Annotated in this window: 19 protein-coding genes, 1 tRNA gene and 1 pseudogene; 9 read left to right on the forward strand and 12 right to left on the reverse strand. The window is 62.9% G+C overall.

Annotation, left to right across the window (positions count from 1 at the left end; translation table 11 throughout):
* Positions 1 to 30 precede the first annotated feature (30 nt).
* A complete protein-coding gene (gene xenA / locus PSEEN_RS18690) occupies positions 31 to 1,122 on the reverse strand; it encodes a xenobiotic reductase XenA (protein ID WP_011535122.1) in 1,092 nt (363 codons plus the stop codon).
* A gap of 51 nt (positions 1,123 to 1,173) precedes the next feature.
* On the opposite strand from xenA, the gene PSEEN_RS18695 reads away from it, so the two are divergent.
* On the forward strand, positions 1,174 to 1,509 hold the full coding sequence (locus PSEEN_RS18695; RefSeq protein WP_011535123.1) for an ArsR/SmtB family transcription factor: 336 nt from the start codon (positions 1,174 to 1,176) through the stop codon (positions 1,507 to 1,509).
* 268 nt (positions 1,510 to 1,777) lie between these two features.
* Here the strand turns inward: PSEEN_RS18695 and mqo are convergent, their stop codons facing one another.
* Both mqo and PSEEN_RS18705 read right to left on the reverse strand, forming a co-directional pair.
* Positions 1,778 to 3,415: a malate dehydrogenase (quinone) gene (gene mqo / locus PSEEN_RS18700; protein ID WP_011535124.1), complete on the reverse strand. Its 1,638-nt coding sequence runs from the start codon at positions 3,413 to 3,415 to the stop codon at positions 1,778 to 1,780.
* 347 nt (positions 3,416 to 3,762) lie between these two features.
* Positions 3,763 to 3,954: a DUF4223 family protein gene (locus PSEEN_RS18705; protein ID WP_011535125.1), complete on the reverse strand. Its 192-nt coding sequence runs from the start codon at positions 3,952 to 3,954 to the stop codon at positions 3,763 to 3,765.
* 727 nt (positions 3,955 to 4,681) lie between these two features.
* On the opposite strand from PSEEN_RS18705, the gene PSEEN_RS18710 reads away from it, so the two are divergent.
* The 3 genes from PSEEN_RS18710 to PSEEN_RS18720 all read left to right on the forward strand — a co-directional run bounded on the left by PSEEN_RS18710 (position 4,682) and on the right by PSEEN_RS18720 (position 6,040).
* Positions 4,682 to 4,918: a hypothetical protein gene (locus PSEEN_RS18710; RefSeq protein ID WP_011535126.1), complete on the forward strand. Its 237-nt coding sequence runs from the start codon at positions 4,682 to 4,684 to the stop codon at positions 4,916 to 4,918.
* A gap of 32 nt (positions 4,919 to 4,950) precedes the next feature.
* Entirely contained in the window at positions 4,951 to 5,241 is a 291-nt protein-coding gene (locus PSEEN_RS18715; protein ID WP_011535127.1) for a DUF3077 domain-containing protein, read from the forward strand.
* A gap of 316 nt (positions 5,242 to 5,557) precedes the next feature.
* Entirely contained in the window at positions 5,558 to 6,040 is a 483-nt protein-coding gene (locus PSEEN_RS18720; protein WP_011535128.1) for a hypothetical protein, read from the forward strand.
* Between the two features lie 98 nt (positions 6,041 to 6,138).
* Here the strand turns inward: PSEEN_RS18720 and PSEEN_RS18725 are convergent.
* From PSEEN_RS18725 to dapA, 5 genes are all read right to left on the reverse strand, one after another.
* Positions 6,139 to 6,228, reverse strand: a tRNA-Ser gene (locus tag PSEEN_RS18725).
* A gap of 91 nt (positions 6,229 to 6,319) precedes the next feature.
* Entirely contained in the window at positions 6,320 to 7,030 is a 711-nt protein-coding gene (gene purC / locus PSEEN_RS18730; RefSeq protein ID WP_011535129.1) for a phosphoribosylaminoimidazolesuccinocarboxamide synthase, read from the reverse strand.
* Positions 7,031 to 7,059: 29 nt separating this feature from the next.
* Positions 7,060 to 7,818, reverse strand: a complete 759-nt coding sequence (locus PSEEN_RS18735) for an MBL fold metallo-hydrolase (protein WP_011535130.1) — start codon at positions 7,816 to 7,818, stop codon at positions 7,060 to 7,062.
* Positions 7,819 to 8,934 (reverse strand): outer membrane protein assembly factor BamC, encoded by a 1,116-nt coding sequence (gene bamC / locus PSEEN_RS18740; protein WP_011535131.1) that lies wholly within the window; start codon positions 8,932 to 8,934, stop codon positions 7,819 to 7,821.
* 17 nt (positions 8,935 to 8,951) lie between these two features.
* Positions 8,952 to 9,839, reverse strand: a complete 888-nt coding sequence (gene dapA, locus PSEEN_RS18745) for a 4-hydroxy-tetrahydrodipicolinate synthase (RefSeq protein ID WP_011535132.1) — start codon at positions 9,837 to 9,839, stop codon at positions 8,952 to 8,954.
* Between the two features lie 259 nt (positions 9,840 to 10,098).
* Between dapA and PSEEN_RS18750 the strand changes: the two genes are divergently transcribed.
* Both PSEEN_RS18750 and PSEEN_RS18755 read left to right on the forward strand, forming a co-directional pair.
* Positions 10,099 to 10,659 (forward strand): glycine cleavage system transcriptional repressor, encoded by a 561-nt coding sequence (locus PSEEN_RS18750; RefSeq protein WP_011535133.1) that lies wholly within the window; start codon positions 10,099 to 10,101, stop codon positions 10,657 to 10,659.
* Between the two features lie 10 nt (positions 10,660 to 10,669).
* Positions 10,670 to 11,143, forward strand: coding sequence for a peroxiredoxin (locus PSEEN_RS18755; protein ID WP_011535134.1), 474 nt, complete (start codon positions 10,670 to 10,672; stop codon positions 11,141 to 11,143).
* A 73-nt stretch (positions 11,144 to 11,216) separates the two neighbouring features.
* On the opposite strand, the gene PSEEN_RS18760 is transcribed toward PSEEN_RS18755, so the two are convergent.
* Both PSEEN_RS18760 and PSEEN_RS18765 read right to left on the reverse strand, forming a co-directional pair.
* Positions 11,217 to 12,287 carry an AI-2E family transporter gene (locus PSEEN_RS18760; RefSeq protein ID WP_011535135.1) on the reverse strand — a complete coding sequence of 357 codons (1,071 nt, stop codon included), beginning with the start codon at positions 12,285 to 12,287 and terminating at the stop codon, positions 11,217 to 11,219.
* A gap of 20 nt (positions 12,288 to 12,307) precedes the next feature.
* On the reverse strand, positions 12,308 to 12,547 hold the full coding sequence (locus PSEEN_RS18765) for a sulfurtransferase TusA family protein (RefSeq protein ID WP_011535136.1): 240 nt from the start codon (positions 12,545 to 12,547) through the stop codon (positions 12,308 to 12,310).
* 106 nt (positions 12,548 to 12,653) lie between these two features.
* On the opposite strand from PSEEN_RS18765, the gene PSEEN_RS18770 reads away from it, so the two are divergent.
* Positions 12,654 to 14,090 (forward strand): M48 family metalloprotease, encoded by a 1,437-nt coding sequence (locus PSEEN_RS18770; RefSeq protein ID WP_011535137.1) that lies wholly within the window; start codon positions 12,654 to 12,656, stop codon positions 14,088 to 14,090.
* Between the two features lie 114 nt (positions 14,091 to 14,204).
* Here the strand turns inward: PSEEN_RS18770 and nadA are convergent, their stop codons facing one another.
* Positions 14,205 to 15,263: a quinolinate synthase NadA gene (nadA, locus tag PSEEN_RS18775; RefSeq protein ID WP_011535138.1), complete on the reverse strand. Its 1,059-nt coding sequence runs from the start codon at positions 15,261 to 15,263 to the stop codon at positions 14,205 to 14,207.
* A 253-nt stretch (positions 15,264 to 15,516) separates the two neighbouring features.
* On the reverse strand, positions 15,517 to 17,031 hold the full coding sequence (locus PSEEN_RS18780) for a YdgA family protein (protein ID WP_011535139.1): 1,515 nt from the start codon (positions 17,029 to 17,031) through the stop codon (positions 15,517 to 15,519).
* 670 nt (positions 17,032 to 17,701) lie between these two features.
* On the opposite strand from PSEEN_RS18780, the gene PSEEN_RS18785 reads away from it, so the two are divergent.
* Positions 17,702 to 19,054: an APC family permease gene (locus PSEEN_RS18785; RefSeq protein ID WP_011535140.1), complete on the forward strand. Its 1,353-nt coding sequence runs from the start codon at positions 17,702 to 17,704 to the stop codon at positions 19,052 to 19,054.
* Between the two features lie 285 nt (positions 19,055 to 19,339).
* A pseudogene (locus PSEEN_RS27385) lies at positions 19,340 to 20,329 on the forward strand (cache domain-containing protein); the annotation flags it as partial.
* Positions 20,330 to 20,401: the final 72 nt, after the last annotated feature.

The raw sequence follows: 20,401 nt of genomic DNA on the forward strand, positions 1-20,401 counted from the left end.
TAGGAGCCGGCTTGCCGGCGAACAGCGCACTCAGCGATAACGCTCAAGCCAGTGGGCGTAAGGTGCCGGCAACGTCCAGGAGGCCTTGTCCACCCCCAGTGCCTTGGCGGCGAAATATGGCCAATGCGGGTCGGCCAGGTGCGCACGCCCCACCGACACCAGGTCGAGCTGATCGGCCTTCAGTGCCCCTTCCGCCAGCTCCGGCGTACCGAAGCCCCATGCCGAGGTCACCGGAATGTCCGCCTCTCGGCGCACGCGTTCGGCGATCGGCCCCATGAACGCTGGCCCCCAGGGAATGTTCGTCTCGGGAATGGTGAACCCGACGCTGACACTCAGCAGGTCCAGCCCGCCCGCCTTGAAGCGGCGCGCCAGCTCGATGGACTCTTCCAGCGTCTGTTCGTCACGCCCGTCGTACTCCAGCACCCCGAAGCGCGCCGTCAGCGGCAGGTGCTCCGGCCAGACTTCACGCACTGCGGCCAGGGTTTCCAGGAGGAAGCGGCTACGGTTGTCGAAGCTGCCACCGTAGGCGTCGGTGCGCTGGTTGGAATGTTCGGAGAAGAAGCTCTGGCCCAGGTAGCCATGGGCGAAGTGCAGCTCGATCCACTCAAAGCCCGCGTCACGGGCGCGGCGAGCGGCATCGACGAAGTCCTGGCGAACCCGGGCGATGTCATCCAGGGTCATGGCTCGCGGCACCTTCGGCAGGTGCGCGCCAAAGGCGATGGCCGAAGGAGCGATGGTCTGCCAGCCACGGGCGTCATCGGCAGCGATATGGTCGTCGCCTTCCCACGGGCGGTTGGCGCTGGCCTTGCGTCCGGCGTGGGCGATCTGGATGCCCGGCACGGAGCCTGCGGCCTTGATCGCCTGCACCACCGGCACGAAGGCCTGGGCGTGGGTGTCGCTCCAGATGCCGGCGCAACCGGGGGTGATGCGCCCTTCCGGCGACACTGCGGTAGCCTCGACCACCACCAGGCCGGCGCCGCCACGGGCCAGGCCCGCCAGGTGCACATGGTGCCATTCGTTGATCAGGCCATCCTCGGCCATGTACTGGCACATCGGCGGGATGGCGATGCGGTTGCGCAGGGTGACGTCTTTGAGGGTGTAGGGTTGGAACAGGGCTGACATGGCAATTCTCCGGGGGAGATTCAATTACGGTAGTTCGATCATATTCGAACTATGGCAATTTATGAAACCCCCGTTATCATGTCGAGCATGCGAGCCTATACCCACCCCAACCCCGAAGACCTCACCCTCGAGCGCCTGCTCTACGCCCTGAGCGACCCTGTGCGCATGGAAATCGTCCGCCACCTGGCCGGCGTGCCTGAAGCCAGTTGCGGCGAACTTGACGGTGGCCGGCCGAAGTCCAGCATGTCCCATCATTTTCGCGTGCTGCGCGAAGCGGGGCTGGTGTTTACCCGCAACATCGGCACCACGCATATGAATTCGCTGCGTGGCGAAGAACTCGAGACGCGTTTTCCCGGATTGCTCGGCAGCATTCTCGGACAGCGCTGAGGCACACCCGGCCACACCAATCTCAAGCCTTGCGCGATCCCTGTAGGAGCGGCCTTGCGCCGCGAAAGGGCTGCGTAGCGGCCCCGGCATTTCGATGTTGAGCAAAGATCGCTGGGGCCGCAAGGCGGCCCTTTCGCGGCGCAAGGCCGCTCCTACAGGGGTAGGCGTAAATCCCTTGCCCGATTCTCGGGCATAAAAAAACCACGAGGCCGCCGGTGGCGACGCTCGTGGTGGGTGTTGCCGGGCTAGCCCGGCAAACCGTCTGGCCTTACAGCGCCATGTCGTTCGCAGGCTTGCTCTCGACCGGTGCGCGTGGCACGACGGTGGTACCGACGCTCTGGTCGATCACTGGCGGTTTTTCCAGCTGCAGCACTTCGGCGGTGTAGTTCCACTCTTTCTGGGTGGCAGCGGCCGAATCGTTCAGCTTGGTACCGTAGCTCGGGACGATCTCCTTGATCTTGGCCTGCCACTCAGGGGTGGCGACCTTCTCCTTGAACACGGTTTCCAGCACGTTGAGCATGATCGGCGCGGCGGTCGAGGCACCTGGCGAGGCGCCCAGCAGGCCGGCGATGGTGCGGTCCTGGGAAGCGACGACTTCGGTGCCCAGCTTCAGCACGCCGCCCTTCTCTTCGTCACGCTTGATGATCTGCACGCGCTGGCCGGCCTGCCACAGTTTCCAGTCTTCCTTCTTGGCGTTCGGGAAGTAGGTCTGCAGGGCGGCGAAGCGGTCGTCGTCAGACTGCATCAGCTGGCCGGCCAGGTATTCCACCAGTGGGTACTGGTCGATACCGACACGCGCCATCGGCCACATGTTGTGGGTGGTGGTGCTGCTCAGCAGGTCCAGGTACGAGCCGTTCTTCAGGAACTTGGTCGAGAAGGTGGCGAATGGCCCGAACAGGATCACGCGCTTGCCATCGAGCACGCGGGTGTCCAGGTGCGGTACCGACATGGGTGGCGCGCCGGTCGAGGCGATGCCGTAGGCCTTGGCCATGTGCTGCATGGCAACGGTCGGGTTCTCGGTCACCAGGAACGAGCCGCCCACCGGGAAGCCTGCGTATTCCTTGGCTTCCGGGATGCCCGATTTCTGCAGCAGCTTCAGCGCGCCGCCACCGGCACCGATGAACAGGAACTTGGCGTCGGTGGCCGATTCGGTACCGTCCTTCAGGTTCTTGTACTCGACGTGCCAGGAGCCGTCTTCGTTGCGGGTGATGTCCTGCACTTCGCTGGACAGCTTCAGGTCGAAGTTCTCTTTGGTCTTCAGGTGACCCACGAACTGGCGGGTGATCTCACCGAAGTTGACGTCGGTGCCGATCGGCGTCCAGGTCACGGCCAGCTTCTGGTTCGGGTCGCGCCCTTCCATCATCAGCGGCACCCACTTGGCGATCTGCGCGTGGTCTTCCGAATACTGCATCGAACGGAACAGCGGGCTGGCCTGCAGGGCCTCGTAGCGCTGCTTCAGGAACTTGATGTTGTCATCGCCCCAGACGAAGCTCATGTGCGGGGTAGTGTTGATGAACGAGTGCGGGTTCTGCAGCACGCCCTGGCGCACCTGCCAGGCCCAGAACTGGCGGGAGATCTGGAACGACTCGTTGATCTCGATGGCCTTGGTGATGTTGACCTTGCCGTCTTTGTCCAGCGGGGTGTAGTTGAGCTCGGCCAGCGCGGAGTGGCCGGTACCGGCGTTGTTCCAGCCGTTGGAGCTTTCTTCGGCGACGCCGTCCATGCGCTCGACCATTTCCATCGACCAGCTTGGTTCCAGCTCGTTGAGCCAGACAGCCAGGGTGGAACTCATGATGCCGCCGCCGACCAGCAGCACGTCGACTTTCTTGGTGTCTGCGGCGTGCGCTTGCATGAAGCTCGCCGCGACTGCCAGACCCAGCAAGGTCTTGCCAGCTTTCTTGAACATTGATCGATTCCAGTCAGTAGAACGGAGGGTGGGCCTGTGGCTGGCCCTGGTTTCCATGTTCTTCAGCGCAGGCTTGTTGTGATCATTGTTCAGCAGCCAGAGAGACATTGGACGCGCCAGCCTTTGGTCGGATTGACCGACAAGGCTGAAACGATTTACGGATTGTAACCGAATTGCCAGCACAAACAAACGCGGGCCGGGGCGTCAATACGACAGGTTGCCACGCGACAAGGCGCCACGCAGGACGGTGGCGAATCGCTGCGTCGAAAAACAAAAACCCCCGGCCAAGTCCTTGGCCGGGGGTCTTGGATCAAGCCGTAATCGGCCTGATCAGGGGTATCCCAGGATTACTGCTGCTGAGGCAGTTTATCGATCGGGCCGCAGCCGCCGATCATCTTGGAGATGGAAACCGATGGGTGGAACAGGTAGTCGTACGAGCAGTTCTTCGGCTGGTTGTAGACTTGGCCAGTGCAACCGGACAGCAGGGCAACGCCCGAAACAACAGCGACAGCAACAGTAGCTTTGATCAGCTTTTTCATAAAAATCCTTTAAGTCCATGATCCACCATCATTCTGATGGCGCGCGGATCATACGGGAAAATGGTAGTTGAATGAAAGGCATTAGCACACCTGCACTAGTTGCAGGCCATGAACTAGTGAGTTTTCAGCGCTGCAACTAAGCCTGCTAAATCGTTACAGGTTGCCTAATTTGGCATGAATCTGTAGGCAATCGATTTACAACAGGGTCATCTGTAGGAGCGGCTTTAGCCGCGATGCAGGCAACGCGATTTCTGGCACCCGCTTCGCGGGTGATCGCGGCTAAAGCCGCTCCTACAGAGGTCGCGCCAAATCAAAGAAATATGTTGTGCTCCATGAGCGCGCGTTTACCGGCAAAGTATCGAGAGCTGCCAAGGCAGATAAGGCTGATTGCAAAGATCAACTTGGCTGGTTATTCCTTCGCCGTCCTACAAGACCATCATCAGACTTTCCTGATTACATGTAGTCCATTTCCGAAGCACACTTCTGCCCCTTTCAAGCCATTGCAGCCACACGATGCGCGGCCTAGTCTCGACCCGTCGTTGCCAACTCAACGACCGGCTTTGACAGGCCGAATCTCTCCGAGCACGTGCGCCCCTCATGGCGGCAGTACGTGGGGCACCTCGTGTGCGCCGGGTCTCGGAGTCCTCGGTCTGTCAACCCACGTACCGCTGCCACCCTCTTGTTTGACAGCAAGCCTGTTGCAGCACCACCGACTCCGGAGATGCATATGCGCAAGATGGTTCCAGATCCGCCGACACACCTTGGCAACTCCCCGCATCAGATCGAAGACTTGCTGGTTCAAATTGCTGAATACCTTGTCTGTGCCCTAACCGCCGCCCAGCACGCCGCGATGATCCATACCAAACCACCTGGCCAGGTCATGGCATTGACCGCCGTCCACGAAATCGACAGCGCACGCACTTTGGTCGAGATGGCCTTGAGCCGTGTACAGGCAAGGCACTGATCGCGCCCCCCCCGCGAACAAGGAGAATCGGCATGAGCAACGAAAGGCCCGTTACCACTATCGGCATCGGAAGTTTTGGCGAAAGCGGTGAAATCAACAACGAACAACCGCTGTTTCGAGTCGTACCCGGCCACGCCCTGGACTACGTACTGGAGCACTCCACAACATTGATGACCTGTGCCTACACCCTGAGCGATATCGCGCTGACGCAGGACTTGAAGAACGCCCCTACATTGTTAGCCGCCGCACACTATCTCACCGGCATGGCCAAAGCACTGTCGCAAGATGTCTCCCACGCAGTTACAAACAACCCCTCTATTTAATACAAAAAGGCCCCGTAGCGCGAACTACGGGGCTCTCAGCCAAGAAGCAGGACGGGAAACTTGATCCCGTGCCCCCATGCAATGAAGTTCTCTCGAGCGAAAGAGGCGACTCTCTTCAAGGCGCGACAGATACGCAGACAGTAGCACTTAGCCATATCAACACCTTACCTAATAGCCGGTAGTCCATTTCCGAATCGAGCGTTCAGGCCTGCCAACGTATTGCCGCTGGCTGGGTGCTGCTCTAGGCTCTCCCTCGTCGGAGCCCTGGACGTACAGATCAAGGTGCTTCAGGAGCTATTCGTAGTGGAGGGCGCAGATGACTAAAAAAGACACACCAGGCGGTGGGCCGCGGAAACCTTGGGCCAACCATCTTCAGCGACTTCATGCAGCAGGCATGGGTTTGGGCGGGCGTGACAAGCCTGCAGAGTGGGTTGATGCTGCAACCATAAACGACCTGACCCGCGAAGAACTCAATGCCAAGTTCGAGACCATCGAGATCAAGATGGATGCTCGAGTAGAAGCCATTGCTTCGAAAATCGACGGTTTTCTCGGCGCCCAGACAGAACGCGACAAGCGTCTGGATGACTCGATCGCAGGTATACGTCGAGACATTGTTCGACTAGGGAACCTGAAGCTGAATATCTGGGGCGCCACGCTGACCGCTGTTGCGCTTGGTGTAGCGGTGGCAGCACTGAGCGTGACGCTCTATCAAACAGGTAAAGGCGACATCGCCATCCTGCCCCAGTCGTCACCCGCGATACAGGCACCCGCCCTGAGCCACGCCACACCCGACGCTTAGAAACACGCCGCAGCGAGTTTCTCGCTGAGCTTACCCACCTCCAAAACGACGAAGCCCCCGAAAACTTACGTTTTCGGGGGCTTCGACTACTTCGCGTATGGCGGAGAGATAGGGATTTGAACCCTAGGTACTGTTGCCAGTACAACGGATTTCGAATCCGTCCCGTTCGACCACTCCGGCATCTCTCCAATGGCGCGCATCATACCAGCGTTTTCGTTTCTGGCAAACTTTTTTTGAAAAAAATTCGCGTGGTATCAGGCGCTTGCGTGAACGCGCCGCTTACAGCGGCACGCCCAGGCGTTTGGCAACTTCTTCGTAGGCTTCGATCACGTCGCCCAGACCCTGGCGGAAGCGGTCCTTGTCCATCTTCTTGCGGGTCTCTTTGTCCCACAGGCGGCAGCCGTCCGGGCTGAACTCGTCGCCCAGGACGATCTGGCCGTGGAACACACCGAACTCCAGCTTGAAGTCGACCAGCAGCAGGCCTGCGTCATCGAACAGCTTGCTCAGCACTTCGTTGACCTTGAGCGACAGCTTCTTCATCTCGACCAGCTGCTCGGCGGTGCCCCAGCCGAAGGCGACGACGTGGGATTCGTTGATGAAGGGGTCGCCCTTCTCGTCGTTCTTCAGGAACAGCTCGAAGGTGGACGGCTCCAGCTTGATGCCCTCCTCCACACCCAGACGCTTGACCAGGCTGCCGGCGGCATAGTTACGCACCACGCATTCGACCGGGATCATGTCGAGTTTCTTCACCAGGCACTCGTTGTCGCCCAGCAGCTTGTCGAACTGGGTCGGCACGCCCGCTTCTTCAAGCTTCTGCATGATGAAGGCGTTGAACTTGTTGTTCACCATGCCCTTGCGGTCCAGCTGCTCGATGCGCTTGCCGTCGAACGCCGAGGTGTCGTTACGGAACAGCAGGATCAAGCGGTCGGCGTCGTCGGTCTTGTAAACCGATTTGGCCTTGCCGCGGTAGAGTTCGTCGCGTTTTTCCATGATGGGCTCCGCTTGCTTGAGTAGGTGGGCTAGGCGATCTGGCGCCAGTCGAGCCCATGGTCCTGGTTGGCCACCTGGAGCCAGTCCGGGTCGCACCCGAGGGTATCGACAAAGCACTGGCGGGCCAGATGTGGCAGGTTGTTCTTGCTGCTGAGATGGGCCAGCACCAGGTGCTGCAGGTGCTGCCAGCCCAGCTCGGCCACCAGGCTGGCGGCCTGGTGGTTGTTCAAATGTCCCTGGCTGCCGCCGACCCGCAACTTGAGAAAGTTCGGGTAATGACCGCGGGCCAGCAGGTCACGACAATGATTGGCCTCGATCAGCAGTGCGTCCAGCCCCTGGTAGCGCGACAACAGGTGGTAGTCGTAGCTGCCCAGGTCGGTGAGCATGCCGAAACGTCGGTGGCCATCGCTGATCACGTACTGCAAGGGTTCGTAGGCGTCGTGCTCGACCCGGGTGGCGCTGACCTGCAGGTCGCCGACCGGCAGCACATCGCCACAACCGAGAAAACCGGCCACTTCCACCGGCTTTCGCAACCCGCGCAACGTGCCTTGGCTCATGTAGACCGGTACATTGTAGCGGCGCGACAGCAACCCGACCCCATGCACGTGGTCGGCATGTTCGTGGGTCACCAGCACCGCGCTCAGTTGCGAGGCCGACACCCCGAGCAACGCCAGGCGCCGCTCGGTTTCCCGTAGCGAGAAGCCGCAGTCGACCAGGATGAACGTGTCACCACTGGCGATCAGCGTGCCGTTTCCCTGGCTACCGCTTCCAAGAACCGCGAAGCGCACTTAGCCCAGGTGGTCCTGGATCGCGCTCAGCACGCGGCGGGCTACATCAGCCGGGGCCACGGTGTTGATGTTCTTCTCGACAGTCACCTGGACGTTCTCACCCACCTTGCTCAGGCGCACCTGATAACGCTCGGCACGGGCTTCACGCTCTTCCTTGCTGGGTTCGCTGCCGAACAGGCGGCTGAAGAAGCCAGGCTCCTTCTGCTTGTCGTCGGGCTTCTCGGACAGGTTGATGTAGAACAGGCCCAGGCTGCGGTTGATGTCCTCGACGCGCCACTCGCCCTGCTCCAAGGCACGGCCCACGCCGGACCAGGCACGATCGAGGTCGGAGCCCAGGTACAGCACCGGGTTGCCGCTGCCGTCCTCGCTCAGGCTGACCTGGCTCGGGGCGTCGAAGTCACGTGCGGCGAGCAGCGACACCGAACCGCCCTTCTCGGCGTTGCGGTTCATGCTGGCAAGCATTTCGTCGACCAGCAGCGCGTCGGCGCCGGTATTGCTGGAGGTGGACGGGAAGCTCGGCTCAGCCGTGCTGCCGGCCGGGCGCTCGACGCTGACCACGTACACTTCGGAGGTGTTGCGCTGCACGCCCGGCTCCATGCGCACCCGCACACGAACTTCGCTGTCCGAGCTGCTGGAGGCGCTGGCCAGACGCTGGCCGAGGGAGGCGGACAACTCGTCGAAACGCTGCCAGGTGGTGCTGAACTCACCGGTCTGCGGACGCTCTTCGGCGATACGGAAGCCGTTGTCCTCGAAGAACTGGCGAGTCACCGGCCAGACTTCGGCCGGCGAGCGCTGGGCCAGCACCCAGCGGCTGCTGCCGCTGCGCTGCAGGCTGAAATCGCTGACTTCAGCGGTGGCCGACAGCGGTTGTGGGCGCGGCACTTCGAACTCGCCAGTAGCGCGATCATCGGCAACGTTGCGCGGGATCGGCAGCAGCGGGTCCATGCGTTTGACGTTGCTGGCGTCCGGCGGCAGCTGCATCGGCGCGGTGGGGTGCGCCTGCAGGTAGTCGCTGCCGCGGTCGCGGAAATAGCCATCCTCGCCCCACAGCCAGCCACACCCACTGGTGCTGGAAATGATCAGGGCGAGCGTGGAAAGACCAGCCAGTCGCTTCATGCGGTGTACTTCCTCGATTAAACCAGTACGCCGGACTGGCGCAAGGCAGTACGGACTTTTTCGTGACAGCCTTCGCTCAGCCAGGTCAGCGGCAGGCGGATACCCTTCTGCATCAGGCCCATTTCGACGAGCGCCCATTTCACCGGAATCGGGTTGGCCTCGCAGAACAGGTCCTTGTGCAGCGGCATGAGTTTTTCGTTGATTGCGCGGGCCTTCTCGGCATTGCCCTCAAGGGCGGCCTCGCACAGGTCGGCCATTTCGCGCGGGGCGACGTTGGCGGTGACGGAGATGTTGCCTTTACCGCCCATCAGGATGAGCTCGACGGCGGTCGGATCGTCGCCGGACAGGACGATGAAGTCCTTGTCGACGCCGTCCAGGATGGCCTTGGCACGCTGCAGGTCGCCGGTGGCTTCCTTGATGCCGATGATGTTCTTGACCTTCGACAGGCGGATCACGGTGTCGGCCTGCATGTCGCAGGAGGTGCGGCCGGGCACGTTGTAGAGGATCTGCGGGATGTCGACGGCTTCGGCGATGTGCTTGAAGTGCTGGTACAGGCCTTCTTGCGTTGGCTTGTTGTAGTACGGCACGACGAGCAGGCAGGCGTCGGCGCCGGCATTCTTGGCGTTCTTGGTCAGGTGCACGGCTTCGGCAGTGGAGTTGGCACCGGTACCGGCGATCACCGGGATACGCTTGTTGCTGTGCTTGACCCGCTCGACCACGTGCTTGATGACCAGGATGTGCTCTTCGACATCCAGCGTTGCGGATTCACCGGTGGTGCCGACAGCGACGATCGCGTGGGTGCCATTTTCCAGGTGGAAGTCTACAAGTTTGTCGAGGCTGTCCCAATCAAGACGCCCTTGTGCATCCATGGGTGTGACCAATGCCACCATACTGCCCGCAATCATGTAACTGCTCCTGCCGGAAAAAGAGAGCGGTAATGGTACTGGCGCCATCGGCCTTGCACAAGCGAAGCAGGCGGGCGGAGCATTCCCCTTCGCGCCGCTTTTCGCTACCCTTGATCCTTTGATCGTTGCAGCGCGGCCCGCCGGGCCGTCGACAGTGCGCCTCGCCTGCGTCCACAGCCATAGAAACTGGCCGGGGCCCGCTGATACTGGAGGCTTGCCCCCGTCCTGCATCGACCGCTCATCGCTTTAGGAATGCTGCATGTCCACCCCCACCGTTCGCGAACAATTCCTCGTCATCAGCGCCCTGGGCCCCAACCCCATGGAGCTGGCCAACGTCCTGAGCCGCGCGGCCTTCGACAACCGCTGCGCGGTGGTCACCTCGCGCCTGACCCGTCACGGCGAAACCAGCGCCCTGGTGCTGCAGGTCGGTGGCAGCTGGGATGCCCTGGCACGCCTTGAGGCCACCCTGCCTGGCCTGGGCAAGAAGCACGGCCTCACGCTGGACGTGGTGCGCAGCGCCGACCAGGAGGTGCGCCCGCAGGCCCTGCCTTATGTCGCCTATGTCAGCGCCGCCTATCGCCCGGACATCATCAACGAGCTGTGCCAGTTCTTCCTCGACCACCGCGTCGAGCTGGAAGCGATGACCTGCGACACCTACCTCGCCCCGCAAACCGGCAGCAGCATGCTCAACGCCCAGTTCACCGTGATCCTGCCAGCCGGCACTCAGATCAGCTGGCTGCGCGACCAGTTCCTCGACTTCGCCGACGCCCTGAACCTGGACGCGTTGATCGAACCGTGGCGCCCACAGAACCCCGTGTAAGGAAGCTCCCATGGCCGTAGCACTCGACCAACCCATTGCCGATTTCCAGGCACAGGCCACCAGCGGCCAGGCCGTCAGCCTCGCTGGCCTCAAGGGCCAGCAGGTGGTGCTGTACTTCTATCCCAAGGACAGCACCCCGGGCTGCACCACCGAGGGCCAGGGCTTTCGCGACCAGCACGCGGCGTTCCAGGCGGCCAATACCGTGGTCTTCGGCGTGTCGCGCGATGGCATCAAGTCGCACGAGAACTTCAAGGCCAAGCAGGCCTTCCCCTTCGAGCTGATCAGCGACAAGGACGAGGCGCTGTGCCAGCTGTTCGACGTGATCAAGCTGAAGAAGCTGTACGGCAAGGAGTACATGGGCGTCGATCGCAGCACCTTCCTGATCGACAAGGACGGTGTACTGCGCCAGGAGTGGCGTGGGGTGAAGGTGCCCGGGCATGTGGATGCCGTGCTGGCGGCGGCCGAGGCCCTGAACAAGGCCTGAGGCAGTCCATTCGCCGGCAAGCCGGCTCCTACAGGTCGCGATCAAGGTAGGAGCCGGCTTGCTGGCGAAAGCCTCACAACATCGGCGCGACCGACGACTCCTGCCGCGGCCAGGCATCCAGCACGGCCTTGAACAGCGTCGCCAGTGGGATCGCAAAGAAGATCCCCCAGAAGCCCCACAACCCACCGAACAACAGCACCGCGCAGATGATCGCCACCGGGTGCAGGCTCACCGCCTCGGAGAACAGCAACGGCACCAGCACGTTGCCATCAAGCGCCTGAATGATCGCGTACACCGCCATCAGGTAGATGAACTGGTCGCCCCAGCCCCACTGGAACAGCGCGATCAGCGTCACCGGCACGGTCACCACCACCGCCCCCACATAGGGCACCACCACCGACAACCCCACCAGCAGCGCCAGCAAGGCCGCGTAGTTGAGCCCCAGGCTGATGAAGGCGATGTAGGTGGCGATGCCGCAGATCAGGATCTCGATACCCTTGCCACGGATGTAGTTGGCAATCTGCCGGTTCATCTCGTCGCCCACCCGGTTGAGCAGCGTGCGCTGGCGCGGCAGGTAACCGCTGACCCAGCGACCGATCAACTCACGGTCCTTGAGGAAGAAGAACACCAGGATTGGCACCAGCACCAGGTAGATCATGGCGTTTACCAGCAGCGGCAGGCTCGATAACGAGAAGGTCAGCGCCCATTGGCCGAATTTTCCGATCTCGCCACGCACTGACTCGATGGCCCGCAGTACCTGCTCGTCGGACACCAGGTGCGGGTAGCGCTCCGGCAGCAACAGCAGCAGCGACTGCCACTTGCCGAGCATGCCCGGCAATTCGTTGAACAAGGTGATCAACTGATGCCAGAGCAGCGGCACCAGCACCAGCATGAATACCGCAAGGGCGCCCATGAACAAGGTGAACACCAGCCAAACCGCCAACCGGCTCGGCACCTTCAGCCGCTCCAGGGCGTTGACCAGCCCTTGCATCAGGAACGCCAGCACCATGCCCGCCAACACCGGCGCGAGCATGCCGCCCAACGTGAGCACCACGGTGAAGGCCAGGAACAGCAGGACCGCCAGCACCACCGCCTCCTCGTCGGAGAAGTAGCGCTGCATCCAGTCGCGAAGCACTTTGAACATTGACGATCCTTGAAAAAGACTCAGGCCTTGCGCAGCCAGTAGGTGTATACCCCGGCTTCGGCCGTTTCGCGCAGCAGCGTATGACCGGCAAGCTGGGCGAAAGTGCGGAAGTCGCGTTGCGAGCCGGCGTCGGTGGCGATCACTTTGAGCACCGCGCCGCTGGCCAGGCGGTTGAGTTCCATCTTGGCCTTGAGCAGCGGCAAGGGGCAGTTCAGCCCGCTGGCGTCGAGCTCGGCGTCGCAGGTCGGGGTATCGCTCATCAGGTACGTCTCCGGGGCGGGGCAGAAAAGTCCCGTAGGATAGCGCCACTGGTCGGCATCGCGCGACCCGGCTACAGTAAGCCTTTTGACCGACGCGAGCTTCTGCATGAATCTACTGCGCCCCACCCTGTTGACGCTGGCCTGCCTGATGGCCCTGCCCGGCCACGCCGACGACCTGCCGTCACTGGGCGATGCCAGCTCCGCGATCGTCTCGCCGCAGCAGGAACACCAGCTCGGCCGCGCCTGGCTGAGCCTGCTGCGGGGCCAGGTCAACCAGCTGAACGACCCGCAACTCAAGGACTACGTCGAGACCACCGTGTACAAGCTGGCCGAAACCAGCCAGGTACAGGACCGCCGCCTCGAGTTCATCCTCATCGACAGCAAGGAACTCAACGCCTTCGCCGCGCCCGGTGGCATCATCGGGGTCAATGGCGGCCTGTTCCTCAATGCCCAGACCGAAGGCGAGTATGCCTCGGTACTGGCCCACGAACTGGCGCACTTGTCGCAACGCCACTTCGCCCGGGGCGTCGAAGCCCAACAACGCATGCAGCTACCCATGATGGCTGCACTGCTGGCCGGTATCGTGCTGGCCGCCGGCGGCGGTGGCGATGCCGGTATCGGCGTCATTGCCGGCACCCAGGCCGCCGCGATCCAGGAACAACGGCGCTTCTCCCGGCAAAACGAACAGGAGGCCGACCGCATCGGCATCCTCAACCTGGAAAAGGCCGGCTACGATCCGCGCAACATGCCCAACATGTTCGAGCGCCTGGCGCGCCAATACCGCTATGACGCCAAGCCGCCGGAATTCCTGCTGACCCACCCGGTCACCGAATCGCGTATCGCCGACACCCGCAACCGCGCCGAACAAGCCCGCAAGGATGGCACCGAGGACACCTTGCGCTACCAGTTGATCCGAGCCCGCGTGGCTCTCACCTACGAAGGCACCCCAGGCCTTGCCGCCAAGCGTTTCCGTGCCCAGCTCGATGAGAACCCGCAGCTGGACGCTGCGCGCTATGGCCTGGCCCTGGCACAGATCAAGGGCGGCCAGCTCAACGAAGCGCGGGAGAACCTCAAGCCGCTGTTGGCCAAGGCGCCCAACGACATCACCTACAACCTGGCGCAGATCGACCTGGACATCACCAACAATCGCCTGGCCGACGCCCAGCAACGTGCCCAGCGCCTGCAGGGGCTGTATCCGGGCAACTACCCGTTGAAACAGGTGCGCGCCGACCTGCTGATCAAGCAGGGCAAGCCGGCAGAAGCGGAAAAGGTGCTGGATGACCTGGTCAAGAGCCGGCCGGACGATCCGGACGTGTGGTACGACGTTGCCGAAGTCCGCGGCCTGTCGGGCAACACCATCGGCCTGCACCGCGCCCGCGCCGAGTACTTCACCCTGGTCGGTGATTTCGACCAGGCGATCCAGCAGCTTGACTACGCCAAACGCCGTGCCGGCAGCAACTTCCCGCTGGCCTCGCAGATCGACCAGCGCCAGCGCGAGATCATGGAGCAGCAGCGGATGGTCAAGGAGATGATGGGGCGCTAAGCCCGTACCCATTCCTCTGTAGGAGCGGCTTCAGCCGCGATCACCCGCGCAACGGGTGCCAGGCACCGCGGTGCCTGCATCGCGGCTGAAGCCGCTCCTACAGAGGCAACGGCGTCAGGCGTTACCCGACACCTTCAAGCGCGCCGCCTGGGTGAAGTCCAGCATACGGTTCAGCGGCTTGATCGCCTTGGGAATCAGCGCCGGCTCGACGAAGATCTCGTTGCTGCCCTGACGCAGACAATCCAGCACCCGCTCCAGCGTGTTCATGGCCATCCACGGACAGTGCGCGCAGCTGCGACACGCAGCACCGTTGCCGGCGGTAGGGGCCTCGACGAACTCTTTATCCGGGCACAGCTGCTGCATCTTGTAGAAGATGCCGCGGTCGGTGGCGACGATGAAGGTCTTGTTGGGCAGTGTCTGCGCCGCCTTGATCAGCTGGCTGGTGGAGCCCACCGCGTCGGCCAGGTCGATCACCGCTTCCGGGGACTCCGGATGGACCAGGATCGCCGCGTCCGGGTACAGCGCCTTCATGTCGGCCAGCTGGCGCGACTTGAACTCTTCGTGGACGATGCAGGCACCGTCCCACAACAGCATGTCGGCACCGGTCTGCTTCTGGATGTAGCGCCCCAGGTGCTGGTCCGGGCCCCAGATGATGGTTTCGCCGTTGTCCATCAGGCTTTCGACGATTTCCAGCGCGCAGCTGGAGGTCACCACCCAGTCGGCCCGCGCCTTCACCGCGGCAGAGGTGTTGGCGTAGACCACCACGGTGCGCTCGGGATGCTGGTCGCAAAAGGCGGAGAAGGCTTCCACCGGGCAGCCCAGGTCGAGGGAACAGGTCGCCTCGAGGGTGGGCATCAGCACACGCTTTTCCGGAGTGAGGATCTTCGCGGTTTCACCCATGAAACGCACACCGGCCACCACTACGGTTTCGGCCGAATGATTCTTGCCGAAGCGGGCCATTTCCAGCGAGTCGGACACACAGCCGCCCGTTTCCTCGGCCAGCGCCTGGATCACCGGATCACAGTAGTAATGGGCGACCAACACGGCATTCTGCCGCTTCAGCTCTGCGGCGATGGCCGCACGGTAGTCGGCTTCCTGCTCGGGCGTCAGCGGATTGGACTGCTTGGCATCAAGGTGGGCCTGAACCAACAGGCGTTCGGAAATCTGGGTCATGATCGCTGGACCTGCGGGGGCGCGTGGGCGCGTCAGTCGAGTGTATCACCCGGCCCTGGCAGATCGGCTAATGGTGCCGGACGGCCAGCGTCACGGCCCCTCTGCGGGCGCGGATTATTATCGGACGCGAAGGCTACAGGCAATCAGGGCGATGCAAAAGGGGTTTTTGCGAAGGCCAGCAGGGCGATCGGCGTTACGCCGATCGCGGGGCAAGCCCGCTCCCACCATGGGTGAGCGGGCTGCCCCTGCGAGGTCAGCCTTGCGGCGACAGTGCTGCCAGGTGAGCGCTGATCAGCATGGCGAACTCTTCGACGGTCATTTTCTTGCCGTTGAAGTCGACCATGCCATCGGCGTACTGCAGGCTGGCTACGACGTCACTGCCCTGCACCGTGGCCATGCCGCTCTGCACGGCCATCATGCCGACCATTTCACCGGCCTGGCCGGACTGCTGGGCAATGGCTTGGGCATCGGTTTCGCCTTCGAGCAGCGCTTGCAGCGTCGCCAGGTCGCCGATCATCGGCTTGGACACACTCAGCTTGCCATGCAGTTGCGAAATCAGCTGCTTACCCAACTGATCCGGCGGCAGGTCGAAGGAGCTTGGGTTGGCGAAGTCCATCGACAGGCTGAAGCGGCTTTCGCCATTGGCAGTCTTGAACGCCAGGCTCTCCAGCGCCAGCTGAGGCTTGCCGGCGAGCATCTTCTGCAAGTCGCCCTGAACCTTGGCCTGCTCTTCAGGGGTCATGTCGAAGGACGGCATGGCCTCGCCCTCGGCGGCGGCCTGCTGGACCTCCGGCAGCTTGGTCTGGTACCACTCCATCAGCGCCTGCATGGCCGGGATGTCGATGGACTTCATGGTGAAGACCATCTCGCCGCTGCCCACCTTGCGCCCGGCGTAGCTGATGTCAGCGACCTTGTACTCCAGGCGGCCGAACAGCTTGTCCTTCGCTTCACCCTCGGCGTTGTACAGGTTGTTCTGCTGCAGCCCCTTGAGCACCAGCACTTCCTGCTTCGGCCCGCTGGTGATCTGGGCGTCGCCCAAGGCCATGTCGAGGTTGCCGACGTAGATCATGTCGTGGTCGGTCTCGGTGAGCTTGCCACCGATCTTGAAGCCATTGAACAGGATCTTGACCGGTGCCTGCTGCTCGTCGGCGAAGTTCAGTTCCAGGCGCTCTGCGTTGCCGTGGATCGTGACCGCCTTGCCATCGCGATCACTGCCCATCAGCAGTTGCAGGCCGGAGAAGTCCAGAACCTTGTCACCGTCCTGCTCGAGTTTGACCGGAGCCAGGCGGATGTCACTGTCGATGCCGCCGTCATAGCCCAGGCTGACCTGCGCGGTGACCGGCGCCTTGTCACCAGCGGCGGTGAACCAGCCGGCGGTGAAGTCATCCTTCTCCAGCGCGCTGTTGCTGGTGGCCATCACTGGCATCAGCTTGAACGCCTTGACCCGCGACCAGGGGAACGGGCCGTGCTCGATCTGGTCGACCACGCCAACGTCGAAGTTCAGCGCTTCGGCTTCACCGAGCTGCACGTTCTGGGCCTTGAGGCGGTAGTGCGCGGTGCTGGTGAAGAAGTGCTGCTCCAGCGAGGCCAGCTCGATGGTCATGCTGCCGCCGTTGCCGGCCAGGGCCTTCTTCAGTTCTTCGTTACCGCGCGCGACGGAGCGCTCCAGCTCCGCCGGCAGTTGCTTGCCGGTGTACCAGGCGCCAGCGGTGGTTGCGGCGGCGATGGCGACGGCCAGGCCGCAGAGGATGCCTACTGATTTCTTCATGAATAGAACCGATTGCTGTCCATAGGAGGGCGAATACGCGGCCCAGGGAGGTGGCTGCGCAAGGGTGCAAGAATATCACCGAAGGCCCGGGAACGCGGCGCTTTCGCTGGGTTTTCTGTCTGTCTGAGTCTTGCATGATCCTTGTAGGAGCGGCCTTGTGCCGCGAAAGGGCCGCAAGGCGGCCCTGGCGATCTTTGCGGCAACGCTGAACGCCTGGGGCTGCCATGCAGCCCTTTCGCGGCACAAGGCCGCTCCTACAAGGAGCAAGCACGGCCAAAAGATTGTCAATTTTTACGAACACCGAAATCGACTTACGCTCCCTGAAACGACAAAAACAAAGCAAAACGCGACCAAAAAACCCGATACCAATGAGGGGCATCCATCCCTTTGTCATGTTTAACTTGACACCCGCTCCCCCATCGTTTTTATTTCCCCCACCTTGCACGCGCCCCACTCACGAAGAAGAAAAAAGCGCCGCCATGATACCCAATCGCCCCAGCCCCCAAGCGCCGCCTTCCTCGCCCCGGCGCTGCCTGCCCTGATACCCGCGCCCACCCCGCGCACTCCCTTGCTCCAACATAAAAGGTGAACAACATGGAGCCTGTCCGCTCGACCTTGCCGTGCCCGCCGCACGCCGTGCCCGTTGCCCAGGATCAGGAGAGCCGCCCGCATGCAGCCTGACCACAGCGCCCCCGGCAACGGCCAATTCCGCAAATCCCTGCGCCTCTGGCATGTGGTGATCATCGGCCTGGCGTACCTCACGCCGATGACCGTGTTCGATACCTTCGGCATCGTCTCGGGCATCACCGCAGGCCATGTGCCCAGCGCCTACATCCTGGCCCTGCTAGGGATCCTCTTCACCGCAGTGAGCTACGGCACCCTGGTGCGACGCTTCCCGCAATCCGGCTCGGCCTACACCTACACCCAGCGTGCCATCAACCCGCACGTGGGCTTCCTGGTCGGCTGGTCGTCGCTGCTGGACTACCTGTTGCTGCCCATGGTCAACGCGCTGCTGGCCAAGCTCTACCTGTCAGCGATGTTCCCCGAGGTGCCGGGCTGGGTGTGGGTGACCGGCTTCGTCACCCTGATCAGCCTGATCAACATGCGCAGCGTCAACCTGGTGGCGCATTTCAACCTGCTGTTCGTCGTCGTGCAGGTGGCGATCATTGCCGTGTTCCTCTACCTCTGCTGGCGCGGCCTGGGCCACGGCGAGGGGCTAGGCACCGCCTGGAGCCTGGTGCCGTTCGCCGATGACCAGACCCAGTTCGCCGCGCTGGCCGCCGGCGCGACCATCCTGTGCTTCTCGTTCCTGGGCTTCGATGCGGTGACTTGCCTGTCGGAAGAGACCCGCAACCCAGGCAAGACCATCCCCCGGGCGATCTTCCTCACGGCCTTGATCGGCGGCGCGGTGTTCATCCTGGTGTCGTACTTCATCCAGGCCTACTTCCCGACCATGGCGCGCTTCCACGACCAGGAAGCGGCCCTGCCGGAAATCGCCCTGTACGTCGGCGGCAAACTGTTCCAGTCGGTGTTCATCGCCTGCACGGTGATCAACACCATCGCCTCGGGCCTGGCCTCGCAGACCAGCGTCTCGCGCCTGCTGTACGTGATGGGCCGCGACAACGTGATCCCGGCCAGCGTGTTCGCCCGCCTGCACGCGCGCTACAAGACCCCGGTGATGAACATCGCGGTGGTTGGCCTGATCTCGCTGTCGGCGATCTTCTTCGACCTGGTCACCGCCACCTCGATCATCAACTTCGGCGCGCTGGTGGCGTTCAGCTTCGTCAACCTGTCGGTGATCAACCACTGCTATATCCGCGAGGGCCAGAACAAGGGCCTGACGAACAACCTCAAGTATCTGGTGGCGCCGACGATAGGCTTCTGCATCATCGTCTCGCTGTGGCTGGACCTGAACCAGAACTCGCTGCTGTTCGGCGGGATCTGGGCCGCGCTCGGGGTGCTGTACCTGGCCTGGCTGACCAAGGCCTTCCGGGTCGCACCGCCCAACTACGTCGCTGAATGACACCCGCCCACGACAACGCCCGCGCCTGACCGCGGGCGTTGTGCTTGAACCAAAAGGAACGTCACCATGCCGCTGCGTCGCCTCTCCATCCAGTGGAAGATCACCTTGCTGGCCGGCCTGTGCCTGTTGGCCATCGTCGCCCTGCTGGTCGCCACCTCGCTCACCCAGGCCAGGCGCAGCGCGGCGCTGGTCAGCCAGGCCAACGCCGAGATGCTCGAGCACAGCGCGCGCCTGCGCCTGCAGGCCCACGCCGAGACCCAGGCGCTGCGCATCCAGCGTTATTTCATGGATGCCTACCAGTACGGCAACGGCTTCGCCCGGCTGGTACAAGTGCTCAAGGCACGCGGTGACGGCGACCTGCGCGCCACACTGACCGCCCAGGCCCGCAACGCCCTGGCGGGCAACCCTGACCTGACCGGGCTGTACCTGGTCTTCGAACCCAATGCCCTGGACCACCAGGACAGCCGCTTCGTCGCCCAGGCAGAGCTGGGCAGCAACGACAGCGGGCGCTTCTCGCTGTACTGGTCGCAATCGAGCCCTGGCGAGCTGCAAGCGGAAGCCATGCCCGAGTCGATGTTGGCCGACACCACGGTCGGCGCCAACGGCTCCCCCTACAACCGCTGGCTGACCTGCCCGCAACAGACTGCCAAGGCCTGCGTACTCGACCCTTACTTCGACGAGGTAAACGGTCGCCAGGTACTGATGACCAGCATCGCTCTGCCACTGCTCGAAGGCGGCAAGGTGGTTGGCGTGGTCGGCCTGGACATCGGCCTGGACAACTTGCAGCAACTGAGCCTGGATGGCCGCAAGGAACTGTTCGACGGCCAAGGGCAGGTCAGTATCGTCAGCCCTGTCGGGTTGCTGGCCGGCAACAGCCGCGATGCCAGCAAACTGGCCAAGCCCCTGGCGCAAACCGTGGCCGACGGCCTGCTACGCGTCGCCCGACCGTTCACCCCGATTCCTGACGCCGCACCCTGGCAAGTGTTGCTGGAACTGCACGAACAGGTGCTGCAGGCACCGGCGGTAGCCCTCAACCAGCGCCTGGACGCCCATAACCAGAGCGCCAACCTGAGCAGTCTGCTGATCGGCCTGGGCGCGGCAATCGTGGGCCTGCTGCTGGTGTGGCTGACCGCCCGCGGCGTGACCCGGCCGATCCTCGCCGTGGCCGCGCGGCTGAAGGATATCGCCAGCGGCGAAGGCGACCTGACGCGCCGCCTGGACTACGCCCGCGACGACGAACTGGGCCAGTTGACGGGCTGGTTCAACCGTTTCCTCGACAAGCTCCAGCCGGTGATCGCCCAGGTCAAGGGCTCGCTGCAGGAAGCCCGCGGCACCGCCGACCAGTCG

Source organism: Pseudomonas entomophila L48, assembly GCF_000026105.1.
GTDB lineage: Bacteria > Pseudomonadota > Gammaproteobacteria > Pseudomonadales > Pseudomonadaceae > Aquipseudomonas > Aquipseudomonas entomophila.